Origin of the sequence: Rheinheimera sp. SA_1 (genome assembly GCF_001669775.1) — a bacterium.
Lineage (GTDB): Bacteria > Pseudomonadota > Gammaproteobacteria > Enterobacterales > Alteromonadaceae > Pararheinheimera.
Window position 1 is genome coordinate 330,145 of the sequence record NZ_LXWK01000016.1, and the last position, 13,992, is coordinate 344,136.

The window sequence follows — 13,992 nt, forward strand, 5'->3', positions numbered from 1 at the left end:
GCTTTTTTTTTAGCCGTTTTTTCAGCGAATAGTCGCGTAAGGAGGATAGGCCACTTGCGACCATAAAGTCTTGGACAAATCTGCCAGACTGTCCTGCTGTTGCCATTTCCCCGCCATCACCCAATCCACCAATGCTGTCGCAACGCATGGGAATATCACTGGTTTCGCCGGCGCTGCGGCGAGCCAAGGACGAATTTCTGCAAGTTCCAGCTTGTTCAACCTGTTGGCTAAGCCCAGTCTCACCAGCGTATTGGCATTACTGAGTTGCTCAAATTGCCCGGCTAAGGGCTTCACCAGCAACTTCTTACCCAAGGTTAAGGCTTCAGAAGGTAACTCAAAACCGGCGTTACTGATAACCGCAGTACATTGATGCAAATCCTGCATAAAACATTGATGTGACAACGGTTTTAGCAGGATATTTTCCTGAATTTTCTGTACCTGCTGCTGTGGATGGTAACAAACAAAGGACTGTGGTTGTAGTGCTTGCAGCAGTGTGATGATTTCCGGCAAATCTTCAAATGGCAGATACACTAGCACTTGCGGCTGGATAGTCTCTTTAGGTTGCAACAGCTCTTGTTGCAGGTGTTCTTGTTGCAGGTGTTCTTGTTGCAAGTGCACCACCGGCGGTAATAACGGCTGGTCAAAGTGGTGCCAGTGCAAACCAATATGCTGATCACAAGGTGCGAAATATCGCACCAGCAAACGATCCAACATACCACGCTCTGCTGCAGGTATTGGATAGCGAAAACTATTCTGATGACTGATACCGATACACGGCACTTGCTGCCGGCGCGCCGCCCAGGCTGATACCGGTTCAAAATCATTGATCACTAAATCGTAACCGGTTAAATCGAGCTCGCGGATTTCCCGCAAAAACTGTAGTGGCCGCGCTTGTATTGCGGTTTGTAAGGGATCAATTTTGCCGTGATGGCTGATAAACGTCAGGCCACGCCGTGTTTGATAATCACCAAAAGCCTCCATTGAAAAGTAACCTGTTGGCTCACGGCCTGAGAACAAAAAATCGACCTTGGCCCCCACTTTCGAAAACGCCAGTGCCATGGCTCTGGAACGGGCAATATGGCCATTACCAGTGCCTTGCACCCCGTACAAAATTTTCAAATTACGACTCCTGTCCTGCCAATTATCTTTAAATCAACGACATCGCCACTTTGGCACAGGCAATCCCCAGCACGGCACCCAGCAGCACATCAGTGATAAAATGCACACCCAATAAAATTCTCGACAGCCCAATCAGGCAGGCCCAGCACAGCGCCAGCAGATAAAACGGTGGGTAAAACTGGCCGATTAATGTCGCCATCAAAAATGCGGCCGTGGTATGGCCGGACGGTAAACTGTATTTATCTGAAGGGGTGAACGTGAGTCTTATCAACTGGCTCAGCTCATGCGGACGGCGTCTTTTAAAGCAGTTTTTCGCCAGCCAATACAGCGGCAATTCAATCGCAAAAGCCAGCAAGCCGCTTTTGCTGAACTGCGCATCGGTTGCGTCAGGATTAGCCGTCTGACCAAACCACCAACCTAATGCCAGTAATAATGCATACAAATGTCCATCGCCGGTGCGCGAAATACAGCGGCTGATTTTCGCCACCGGCTGATTAAATTTATGCTGTAAACACAATAGCGAAAATGCTAAGTCCAGTCTTGCCAGGTGTTGGAAGTTCATAAGTCCCCCGTCATGTTGGTATACGTGCCAGCCGTTACTGCTAAAACCATAAGGCACCAATATGACAAAGGCGTGAAACTGATTTTCTTGCCGCAAACGGGAGCACCACGTCATCAAAACTTCAAATGTCAGTCATCCGTTGGTCACGCAAAACCACAACACTTGGCTAACTCACCCAAGTCAGGATGCTCTGCTATGCAAAACTTTCGCGCGGTGTTTATTTCAGATGTGCATCTGGGATCCAAAGATTGTCAGGCCGGTTATCTGCTGAGCTTTTTGCAGCAATGTCCGAGCCCTAAAATTTATCTGCTGGGCGATATCGTCGATTTCTGGGCGATGAAAAAACAGGTGCATTGGGGTGAACCTGCCAATCAGTTGCTGAAATTATTACTGGAAAAAGCCGAACAAGGCGTTGAAGTGATTTATGTGCCGGGCAACCATGACGAAGCCTTTCGCCATTATGCCGGCAAAAATTTCGGGCATATTCAGGTGCAACTACGGGCCACCCACACCACCTTGCTCGGAAAAAGATTACTGCTGGTGCATGGTGATGAATTTGATAAAGACGTTAATTTTGGCGCTTTGCACGCCTGGCTTGGTGATACCCTGTACGATTTTTTACTCTTTCTTAACCGCTGGTACAACCGCGCACGCCGTATCACCGGTGGCCATTATTTTAGCCTGGCCGGTTACATCAAAAGCAAAGTACCAGGCGCCCAACAAGCCATCGGCCGTTACCGCGATGCAGTGGTCGCTAAGGCAAAACGTGCCGGTTTTGATGGCGTGGTCTGTGGCCATATCCACCACCCGGAGATCCGGTTGCAAGACGGTATCATCTACTGTAATGACGGCGACTGGATAGACAACTGCACCGCCCTCACCGAACAAATGGATGGCACTTTGGCGCTTTTCCAATGGACCGAACAAGCGGCGCAAATCGCCAGCCTCAGCTTGCAGCCTGTGCCGGAGCAGCCAAAAGCGGCGTGAGTGCTCGTTAAATAATGATGACTTTTGATACAAAACGGCTTTTGTAGGGCAGATGAGCGCAGCGCCATCTGCCACCATCCCACATCCAATCTGTATTGATAATCCCGATCTCCCACCAAAAAGCTTTACTTTTCTCCGCCACTGCATTTAAATTAACTGTCTATTTATCCAGTACTCATAAACTAAGTCTTATAAACCATGATCGATAACCGATGATCCTCTATATCGCCGAAAAACCCCGTTTAGGCCGCGCCATTGCTGCAGTGCTGCCACAGCCGCAGCGTAAAGCCGATGGTTGTATTTATCTGGCCAATGGCGATGTGGTCAGCTGGTGTATTGGCCATTTGCTGGAACAGGCTGAGCCAGAAAGTTACGATCCGGTCTTTAAACGCTGGCAGTTGCAACATTTACCCATCATTCCAGCGACCTGGAAACTACAGGCGCGCGCCAGCAGCAAGGCGCAGCTGGGCATTTTGAAAAAACTCATTCAACAAGCCGATCAGTTGGTGCATGCTGGCGACCCTGATCGTGAAGGCCAATTACTGGTGGACGAAGTGATCCATTGGTGTGGCGTGAAAGGTGCCAAACTCGCGGCGACACAACGCTTATTGATCAGCGATTTAAACCCTTCAGCTGTCAGACGCGCTTTACAGCAACTTAAATCAAATCAAGACTTTGTACCCTTGTCTACTTCGGCATTGGCCCGCAGCCGCGCCGATTGGCTCTATGGGCTGAATATGACCCGCGCTTATACCCTGCAAGGCCAGAAAGCCGGTTATCAGGGTGTGTTATCGGTTGGTCGGGTGCAAACACCGCTGTTAGGCTTAGTTGCCCGAAGGGATTTAACCATTCAGAACTTTGTCAGCAAGCCGTTTTATCAGGTGCTCGCGCATTTACTGCTGACTGAAAACGCTGATCCAGCCAGCAGTTTTAGCGCCAAATGGCAACCAAGTCCCGCCTGCGAGCCTTATCAGGATGAAGAAGGCCGGGTGCTGAATCAGGCGCTGGCGCATAAAGTGGCGCACAGCATCACCGGCCAAAGTGCTGAAGTGGTGAAACTGGAGCAAAAAAACAAACAACAATTTGCACCTTTGCCCTACAACCTATCAAGTTTGCAGATTGATGCCGCTAAACGTTTTGGTTTATCGGCACAGCAGGTGCTTGATATCGCGCAGCAACTGTATGAACGGCATCAGCTGATCACCTATCCACGCTCCGACAGCCGTCATTTACCAAAAGAGCAATTGCAGGCTGTACCGACAGTCAGCAAAGCGGTCGCTGTGCACAATGAAGAACTTGCAGCTATGGTGGCTGGCGCCGATTTTAGCCGGAAAAGCAAAGCCTGGGACGATAGCCAGGTGCAGGCGCACCATGCGATTATACCGACCGAAAAAGCGCAGGCAGCGAATCGATTAAGCCTTGGTGAGCAACAGATTTACCAGTTGATTGCCAGGCAATATCTGTTGCAGTTTTACCCGCCATATTGCTACGCCGAAACGCTGTTGGAAGTGCGGATCAGCGGCGGTTTGTTTCGCACCATCGCCAGAACCGAGCAAGCCAAAGGCTGGAAACAATGGCTAGGTGCACGGCAGAAAAGCCATGCCAACTCCAATGCCCATTCCAGTGCTAAAAGCGATAATGATCGCGACGACGAAGATACAGCGGCATTGTTACCGCCACTAACGCTGGGCCAACAGCTGTATTGTCAGCGCGGTGAAGTGCTGGAAAAACACACCCAACCGCCGGAGCATTTTACCGACGCTACTTTATTGGCGGCGATGACTGGCATTAGTCGTTATGTTGACGATCCAGAAATCAAAAAAATCCTGCGCGACACCGATGGCCTTGGTACTGAAGCGACCCGCGCCGGAATTATTGAACTGCTGTTTAAACGCGGCTTTTTGCGCCGCGATGGCAAACATATTCTGGCCACCGCCACTGGCCATAGTTTAATCGCCGCCCTGCCAGATATCGCCACTAAACCCGATATGACGGCGCAGTGGGAAGCGATGCTGAATCAAATCAGCCAACGCCAGCAAAGTTATCAGCAGTTTATGCAGCCGCTGACGGCAAACTTACAGCAGCTGATTGTCAATGCGCAGCAAAGTCTGCCCAGTGGTTTAGCCCAGCAAGCAGCACCCGCCCATCGTTTTAAGCGCAAAAAAGCCGGCGCTACTCGCCGGCCAAAAGCTAAGGTGTAGTTGTGGTGGCGCCATCCGCGGCACTGACAATCTCAGAGCGGAATTCCCAACGCAGCTGATGCGATTTGCCATCCAGCGGCAATACCAAGGTATCCATACCTTGAAAATATTGCGGTTGGGTGCTGACATCAAGCCCATCCAACTGCAAACTTGCCACTTGTTCTGCAGCAGTTAACTGCACTAAATTTAGCTGATAACGACTTTGCTCAATCACAATCTCAGCGCTATAGCCCGGCCACTGTGGCGGCAAACAAGGTTTGACCCACAAACTATCACCCTGCCGTCGAATACCCAATAAACCTTCAATTGCCGAACGATACATCCAGCCCGCGGCACCGGTATACCAGGTCCAGCCGCCGCGCCCCTGATGTGGCGCCACCGAATAAACGTCCGCCGCCACCACATAAGGCTCCACCTGATAAGTTTGCAAGGCAGTTTTATCCAGCGCATGGGCAATCGGATTGAGTTGCGCCAATAACTGATGCGCCTCAAAGCCGCGACGCATCGAGGTCAGAGCTAACACTACCCACATCGCAGCATGGCTATACTGGCCGCCGTTTTCACGTAAACCAGGCGGATAACCTTTGATGTAACCAGGGTTATTTGACGTTTGATCAAAAGGTGGTTTAAACAACAGCAACATCTGCTGTGGCTTTAACCATAATTTTTGCAGTACTGAATCCATCGCTTGTGCCGCCCGGGTTGGATCCGCCGCCCCCGATAACTGCGCAAAAGACTGCGCAATGCTATCCAGCTGACACTCGTCACTTTGGGTTGAACCCAACCAGCTGCCATTGTCATAGGTGGCACGCCGGTACCACTCGCCATCCCAGCTATGCTGCTCCAGCGCTTCGATCATTGCCGTAAGCGCACTTTGCCAGCGGTCGATGCGTACTGCTAATTTATCGCGGTAGCCATTCACGGCAAAAGTATCATCTGCCAATATTTTGAGCGCCAGCGGCAAAAACAGTTTTAAGGTTTTCACCACAAACCAGCCGAGCCAGACGCTTTCGCCACGCCCTTCAATGCCAACCTGATCCATACCGTCGTTCCAGTCGCCACCGCCCATCAGCGGCAGACCGTGTTCACCCAATAAACTCAGACTTTGATCCAAAGCACGACCACAATGTTCAAACAAAGTTGCCGTTTCATCACTATGCATCGGCTGGAAAAACGCATCGTGTTGATCATGATTTAACGGTGGCCCAACCAAGAAACCGACGCGTTCCTGCCATACCGAACTATCACCACTGCTGTTCACGTAAGTCGTGCAAGCAAAAACCAGCCAAATCCTGTCATCGGAAATGCGGCTGCGTACCCCTTCGCCGGTATGTGGTAACCACCAGTGTTGCACATCTCCCGCGGTAAATTGCCGGCCTGCGGCCCGTAATAAATGTTGTCTGGTGATAGCGGGTGCACAAAGGCTCAGCGCCATGCCGTCCTGCAGTTGATCACGAAAGCCATAAGCGCCGCTGGACTGGTAAAACGCCGAGCGGGCATAGATCCGACATGCCAGCGTCTGATATAACAACCAGCCGTTAAGCATAATATCGAGCGCCCGATCCGGCGTTTTCACCTGTACTGCGCCCAATAACGGTTGCCAATGTGCGGCAACTGCCGCCAGTGCTTGTTCTGCTGCGCCCGCTTTGGAAAAACGCTGCACCAGCGCTTGCGCTTCTGCGACCGAGCTGGCTTGCCCCAACATAAAAATAACGTCAGTTTCGCCACCGGCCGCCAGTGTTTGTAAAAGCTGCAACGCCGCACAGGGGTCTAACCCAGCGCCACAGCTTGCCGACAATTTGTTTCGACGACGTAAAGCCTGCGGTGCGGCCAGTGAGCCATGACGACCGATAAATTCCGTGCGATCGCAAGTCCAGCTGCTCGCCGGCACTGAAAACGCTACAAAAGCAAAATTCTCACCAAAGGCGCCGGACCAGGGGTTTCGCACCAATACAAATCCAGCGTTGCTATCAAACTCGGTGATCAGCGTCGCCGCTGTTAATGAACGATTGCGCCCAAGCACCCAATCGACATAGCCGGTGATCGATAAATTGCGCTCGCGGTTGGCTAAGTTTTTAATCGTCAGGCGGGAGATTTTCAGTGCTTCGTCCATCACCACAAATTGGGTCAGCGTCAGCGCCAGCTCTTGCTGCTGATGCTCAAACCTGCTGTAACCCACACCATGACTGCAATGATAACTGCCGCCATCGCGCTTTGGTTTAGCGGTCGCGCAGCTCCAGTGTAGGCTTTGCTCGTCCCGCACATACAACACTTCGCCAATTGGATCGCTGATCGGGTCATTCGACCAGGGAGTCAGCTGAAATTCCCGGCTATTGATAGCCCAGCTATAGCCACTGCCATCGGCCGACACCTGAAAGCCAAACTTTTGATTGGCAATCACATTCAGCCACGGCATTGGGGTGCGGTTACTGCCCGTTTGCTGAATTTGATATTCACGGCCGTCCAGGCCAAACCCGGCCAGGCCATTGTCAAATTCCAGCTGTTGCGGTCTGGCCAAAATGACCGGCAGCAATACCGGTGTCGCAGCGGCTCGCTTCATTGCTAATGGCCGAAGTTGTGGCAACTGTTGCTGCATCGGCACTTGCGGTAAGCGTCCAAGCTGGCGACCAATCAACCCGCGACGGGCATACAGCACCACCCGCGCGACTGACTGGATCAGTGCCCGGCTGTCGACGGACATTAAATCGGCTCTTAATGGGTATATCTGTCCGCCCGCAACCGGATTAAACGCTGCTTTGCCATTGCGCTGTGCCACCAGTGCCGCGCGGCGTGACTGACTATTGCGCACCAGGTTTTCAATCGCACCTTGTAAATCCTGCACATAAGAAGCGGCATGCTCATTGATAATCACAAAATCGACGGCCAGCCGTTTCAGTCCCCAATATTCATGCGCCTGCAATAACTGCTTCAGGCAGGCCAAATCTTCGATATCATCAATATGACAAAGGACGATCGGCAAATCACCGGAAATACTGTGTTGCCAGAGCCCTGACTGCGCACCAGCGCCGCGCATAATTGCTGCCATAGGCGCCCGGAACCGGCCATCGGCATACAGCACCGGTGCCGCCAGCCGCTGAAAATCGGCGGCTTCAGCCACATTCACCGCCAGATATCGCAGCTGCACTTGAGCTTGAGTCCAGGCCAGCATTGCCGCCCGCTCAAACGCACTACGTTCGTTATGGCGATCAACCAGCAGCAACAATTCTGCTCTGCTCTCGGCAACCAGCGTCCAGAATGCCAGTCTGGCGGTTTTACCGGGTGCCAGTTCAATCCGTTGTTTGATGGCAAATACCGGATCCAACACTGTCCCTGTGGCATCTGACCAGGCCTTGCCGCTCCTAAGCGCCTGTGCTTCAGCAAGGTTTGCCGCCTCACCAAAAAACATCGCTCTACTGGTTTGATATTGCAGCGGTAAAATTGTACTGGCTTCGACCACCACAAAATGTGCCACCCAAATGGTGGTTTCGCGGTCCGAACGTAAGCGGCGGGTGGCCAGTAACGCACCTGTGGCCGCATCAAACTCAGTTTGCACAAACATTTTGGCAAAAGCCGGATGGGCTAGATCATTGGCAACCGTGGTTAACACCAGTTCGGCATAAGACATCACATCGAACTGGCGACTTTGGTTGCCCCGATTTACCAGGGTGAGCCGGCGCACTTCACCGTCATCTTCGGCGCACACCAACACATCCAGATTGAGCATCAAGTCGGGCGATTGTACAAAAAACTCAGCGCGATCCTCACCGAAGGTCAGTTGATGCTTTTGTTGATGATCATGCGGCGTGGCCATCTCAAAGACTTGCTCTGGCAGTGGCTGCAAACTGGGCGAATATAGGCTGCCACTTTTGACGTCGCGCAGCAAAATAAAGCTACCTTGCGCATCCATAGTGCTGTCTTCCTGCCAGCGGGTAATGGCGATATGCCGCCACCTGCTATAACCAGTACCGGCGGCGGTTAACATCAGCGCATAATGACCATTGGATAACAAATGACAAACCGGCGCGCCATGCTCTTGCGCCGTTAACCGCCGTTCGGTTAGCACTTCAATGCCATCGCGCACGCCGGAAACTTTGGCTTCTTCCGCTCTGGGATGGTTCACAGCAATATGTCGCGGCAACCGTTCCTGCAATAACAGCTCGCAAGCCTGGATCATTGGCTCCCGGTGGAAACGCCGGCGCATCTGCCCTTGCTGCAACAGATTGGCGATGGCGACCAGAGTCATGCCCTGATGGTGCGCCATAAAACTGTACACCAGCGCGAAACGCTGGCCCTGGCGTAAACGGCTTTTGGTAAAGTCGATGGCTTCGACAAAACCATAACGACCGCAGGCACCCAGTTCGGCCAGCTTGTCGAAATTTTCAATCGCCGCCACCGGCTGCACCATAGCACCCAATGCTGTGGCGTAAGGTGCAATCACCAGATTTTCAGCCAGCCCCCGTTTCAGACCAAGACCCGGTACACCAAAATTTGAATATTGATAGGTCAGCTCTAAATCACGTGCATTGTACGACGATTCAGAAATGCCCCAGGGTATCTGCAAAGTGCTGGCGTACTCAATTTGTCGCGCTACCACTAACCTGTTGGTTTGCTCCAGTAAACTTCCGGCCGGTGCGCGCATCACCAACGATGGCATCAGGTATTCAAACATCGAACCTGACCAGGACAACAACGCCGAAGCGCGATACAAAGGCGTGGCCGAGCGGCCTAAACGGAACCAGTGTTTACTGCTGGCATCACCTTTGGCAATGGCAAACAAACTGGCTAGCCTTGCTTCTGAAGCCAATAAATCGTAACAACTTTCATCCAGTTGATTAGTCTCAAGCGCATAGCCAATCGACAGTAAATCGCGGTCCGGTGCCAGCAAAAACGCAAAATCCATCTCCAGCGCCAGTTGCCGCGCCTGCTTGGCTAGCGCAAACAACTGCTGGTTTTGCTCCTGCCGCGCTGCCGGTAGTTGGTCTTGATCCAGTGAAGTTTGTAACAGGCTGTCGTGAAGTGCCGTCAGGTAAAACCACAAAGTTGCGCTTTGATGAGCTAATTCAGGATCATTATGTGGTGTTTGGGAATGTGTTTCAGCTGCAGTTTCGGGACCGCTCCCCGACATGTTTCCCGGCACATCCGTTGTTAATGGCGTCATGTCGTCATTCGCGGCCAGCGGTGATTCAAACGACACTAAATTGTGCAGCCTGTTCGCCCCGTCCAGTGCGATTGTGACCGCCTGTTGCACCGATGCCAGTATTTCGTTGCTAAGCACAGCAGACTGATCAATAGCCTGCAGTTGTGACAACAACTGACTTAAACCGGTTTGCAACTGCTGCAATAACGGCAACACCCGTTCGCCGGCACCATTTCGACAACAATAAGCCTGATTGTTATTGAGTTTTACCAGTGCCTGCTGCGCCAATAACAGCTGATCACACCAGCTTTGGATCTGCAATTGCCTCTCGAGGTCGTTCTGACAATAAGTGCGCGCCTGCGCCCACAGCTCACAGCCATTGGCGAGGGTGATTAAATGCCCGGCCAGATTGCCACTATCGACTGCCGACACATAAGCCGGTGGCAAGACCCGTAAATCGCTGCTGTCGTACCAGTTTAGAAAATGACCGCGGTAACGCGTAAGTAACGTCAGGGTCGCAAAAGTCTGCTGCAACCGTTCCAACGCCTGCGCAACACTGATCCAACCAAAGTCGCGGGCACTCAAAATGGCCAGTAAATACAAACCAATATTGGTCGGCGATGTGCGGTGTGCCAGTTGCGCTTTAGGTTGTTGCTGAAAATTATCCGGTGGTAAAAAATGGTCATGCGCCGTGACAAAGGTTTCAAAATAGCGCCAGGTACGACGTGCGATCAGCCGGAACTGTTGTTGTTGCTGTAAGCTCAGAGGCGCGTGAACAAACTGCGGTTGTGGTTGACTCAGCCACCACACTAACATTGGCGCTGCCAGCCAGCTCAACACCAGCGGTAATAGCAGCAGCCACAGCAGGCTCTGCTGTGAGCATAGCGCCAATGCAGCCAACAGCGACAAACAGGCACTGAACCACATGCTTTGGTAGTAACCCAACATCGTCAACCGGGCCGCGCGATCGGTTTGCGCACTGGTAGTCCATTGCAATAAATGGCTACGGCTGATCGCTAGTCGCCATAATGTAAGGCTAATCGCCGACACCATCCGCCAGCTTTCATCGACCAGCAAGCACGAACTCATCCCAAAACGACACAGCGCCAGGTGCAGATCCTGAGTAAATTGCTGCAGATGCGACCGCCACTGAATGCCGCTGTGTTGCGGCCAGAGACTGCCCCAAAGTGGCAACAAATTTGGGATGAATAAGGTTAGCAGCAACAACAGTGTGCCACTCAGTGCTAATGAGAACGGCGCACACCAGAGCAAAAACAACGCCGCCAGTAAAGTTGGTGACACTAACGAACGGCGTAAATTATCCAGCATTTTCCAGCGACCGAGCGCCGGTAATTTTTGCGGTAATTCCAAAGAAGGCAGCAACAAGGACCGTAATAACCAGGGCAATAATTGCCAGTCGCCGCGTACCCAGCGATGCTGACGCTTGGCCGCTACTTCATAACGGGCCGGAAAATCTTCAACCACATCGACATCTGAAGCGAGGCCCGAACGGGCAAACACCCCTTCAAACAAATCATGGCTGAGCATGGCGTTTTCGCCGATCCGATCCGATAATGCCGCTGAAAAAGCATCAACGTCATAAATACCTTTGCCGGTAAAAGAGCCTTCACCGAATAAATCCTGATATAAATCAGAAGCGGCCGCCGCATAAGGGTCGATACCCGCTGGGCCTGTGTACAACCGTTGATAGCGTGAAGCAACGTGATCGAGCGCGAGTGCTGGTGTGACGCGAGGTTGCAAAATACCGTAACCACTGCTGATCCGTTGTGATACCGGGTCAAATTGCGGCCGGTTCAGCGGATGCGCCATTTTGCCAATCAGCCGGAAGGCCGCGTTTCTGGGCAGCTGAGTATCGGCATCAAGCGTAATCACATAACGTACCGCTTTTGGTACCCAGCAGCTTAGAACCTTGCTTAGCGAAGTCGACGCAGCTTCTGCCATGTGGCTGGTTGCGACGACTGGCAACTGCGGCTGACCAATAAAGCTGGTATCGGAGGCTCCACGTAATAACGCATTGAGCTCGGTCAGTTTGCCGCGTTTGCGCTCCCAGCCCATCCACTTTTTTTCACCCGGATTATACAGCCGTTGCCGGTGCAGCAATAAAAACCTTGGACCGGCAGGTCCAGCCGGATACCGTTGATTTAAGTGCGCGATCGCACCAATCGCCAGATCCAGTAATGGCAAATCAGCAGCGCCATGCTGCTCATTGGCATCCAAATAGTCAGTCAGCAAGGCGAAGGTCAGATCGCCACTGCAACCCGATAAATGATGAACTTCCAATCGTTCGGCCTGCGCCAGAATATCGGCTTCGTGAGTGAGTAGCATCGGCACCACCACCAAAGTACGATATTCAGCTGGTACACCGTCTGCAAAAGCCAACCCTGGTAAAATCACTGGCCCGACCGCATAGCTAAATAACCGCTGACATAAAGCGGTGGCCAATTCACTGAACGGAATTACCGCCAGCAACGCTAACATCACCCACCAAACCAGATCTGGTGGTACTGCTTTTAGGGCTGCAGCTGGATCGAGCAGCTCCGCTGAACCCTGCGCCAGAAATTGCAGTTGCACCTGAAACAACAAAGTGCCAGCTGCCAGCAGTAATATCAGCGTCACAGCGGCAATAGCCGCCAGATAACCTGTCACACCAGCACGGCGAACCAGGTTATTCAGTCGCAACCGCCAGTTCGGCTGAAACTTCAGTTGCTGCTCAAACTGACTCCGCCCAGCGCCCAACAAATAATAGCCAACATCTTGCATGGGGGTATTAGCCATGTCCGAGCCGGCAGTTTCAGCGGCAGTCGCCGCCTCACAGGCCATTTGGGCTATCTGCTGTTCCGAAAAATCACTACCGCGCGCCAGTACTTCAATCGCGCTGCGATACATATTGCGGCTGGCGAAATCCATCAGCGGGTAGGTTTTTTGCTGACAAAGCCGTAGCTCGACCAGACTGACCTGCTCAAATAACAACGCCCAGTCAATGGCAGAAATACGCTGCATACTGGTCATCACGTTTCGTACCGACAGATTTGATGCGCCAAGGCGTTGTTGCGAATGTTGCACCACCTGATCCACATCACTCCCTTGAGCTCCAAGCTGAGCGCTGAGCCAATCCAACGCCAGACTTTGTCCGGGATCTGCATCACGTAACCGCTTGGCCATTTGGGCGGCGAAAACATCCGACAACGGCAGTTTGATGGTTGCCAGTGCCTGATGCTGCGCCAACGGCGTTACATTCTGCTGTAACAGAAGTGCGAGCTTGTCTGCGCTGCGGCGCTCAGCCAACCCAACACTGATTTGATCGGCAAGGCGCCGCAAATTCTCAACCAATACAATCCGCAACGTCAGCGACAACGCCCACAACTCACCAATGGTCAGCGGTTGCTCCTGCTGATAAGCCTTTAAAAATCGCTGCAGTATCACCGGGTCAAAATGACTGTCGGTATGAGCCACATAAGCCCAGGCCACACCAAATACCCGCGGATAACCGGCAAAAGGCCCGGTGGCCAGCTTCGGCAACTGCCGGTAAAAATGCGCAGGCAGATGGTCACGGATTTCCCGGATATGCTGCTCGACCACATGATAATTATCCAATAACCATTCTGCTGCAGGTACCACAGCCCGACCCGCTTCTACTTCGGCAGTGCTGGTTCGAAACGCCTGCAGCAAAACTGCAGCATTGTCAGTCAGCCGTTGCGCCAGCAAGGGCACACGAATAGGGTTTCGGGTAACAGGCTGGCTATGTGCAAGGGTCTGCGCATGGGTCTCCAACCGCTCTACGCTAAATAACTCAGCGCGCACCGGACTGCGATCCAGCCATATCGAACCCGCAGCGGTTTTTAAGGAAAACCAACGAGCGAACCTTTGTGTGCCCGCAGCGAACAATTGTTGAAACAAGTGTGGAATATGCAAATGAAGACCCTGCTGCAATAACACCGATCCCTAATCGGCAGAGATCATCAATC

The 13,992-nt window shown here is 52.4% G+C and carries 5 protein-coding genes; 2 read left to right on the forward strand and 3 right to left on the reverse strand.

Translation table 11 applies throughout. The annotated features are described in order from the left end of the window. Window positions 1–21 precede the first annotated feature (21 nt). Complete coding sequence (locus A5320_RS13520) at window positions 22–1,119, reverse strand: MJ1255/VC2487 family glycosyltransferase (protein ID WP_068065660.1); 1,098 nt, start codon at window positions 1,117–1,119, stop codon at window positions 22–24. A 28-nt stretch (window positions 1,120–1,147) separates the two neighbouring features. Then, window positions 1,148–1,681: a phosphatase PAP2 family protein gene (locus A5320_RS13525; RefSeq protein WP_068065663.1), complete on the reverse strand. Its 534-nt coding sequence runs from the start codon at window positions 1,679–1,681 to the stop codon at window positions 1,148–1,150. A gap of 195 nt (window positions 1,682–1,876) precedes the next feature. On the opposite strand from A5320_RS13525, the gene A5320_RS13530 reads away from it, so the two are divergent. Together A5320_RS13530 and A5320_RS13535 are read left to right on the forward strand one after the other, a co-directional pair. Continuing rightward, entirely contained in the window at window positions 1,877–2,668 is a 792-nt protein-coding gene (locus A5320_RS13530; protein ID WP_068065666.1) for a UDP-2,3-diacylglucosamine diphosphatase, read from the forward strand. Window positions 2,669–2,880: 212 nt separating this feature from the next. After that, complete coding sequence (locus A5320_RS13535) at window positions 2,881–4,869, forward strand: DNA topoisomerase III (protein ID WP_068065669.1); 1,989 nt, start codon at window positions 2,881–2,883, stop codon at window positions 4,867–4,869. Here A5320_RS13535 and A5320_RS13540 read toward each other — a convergent pair. After that, window positions 4,859–13,939: a GH36-type glycosyl hydrolase domain-containing protein gene (locus tag A5320_RS13540; protein WP_197490117.1), complete on the reverse strand. Its 9,081-nt coding sequence runs from the start codon at window positions 13,937–13,939 to the stop codon at window positions 4,859–4,861. The genes A5320_RS13535 and A5320_RS13540 overlap by 11 nt on opposite strands. Window positions 13,940–13,992 lie beyond the last annotated feature (53 nt).

Bases quoted from the DNA above. Each gene is read 5' to 3' on its own strand.
- A5320_RS13525 (WP_068065663.1), bottom strand. From the start codon at position 1,681: ATGAACTTCCAACACCTGGCAAGACTGGACTTAGCATTTTCGCTATTG.
- A5320_RS13530 (WP_068065666.1), top strand. From the start codon at position 1,877: ATGCAAAACTTTCGCGCGGTGTTTATTTCAGATGTGCATCTGGGATCC.
- A5320_RS13535 (WP_068065669.1), top strand. From the start codon at position 2,881: ATGATCCTCTATATCGCCGAAAAACCCCGTTTAGGCCGCGCCATTGCT.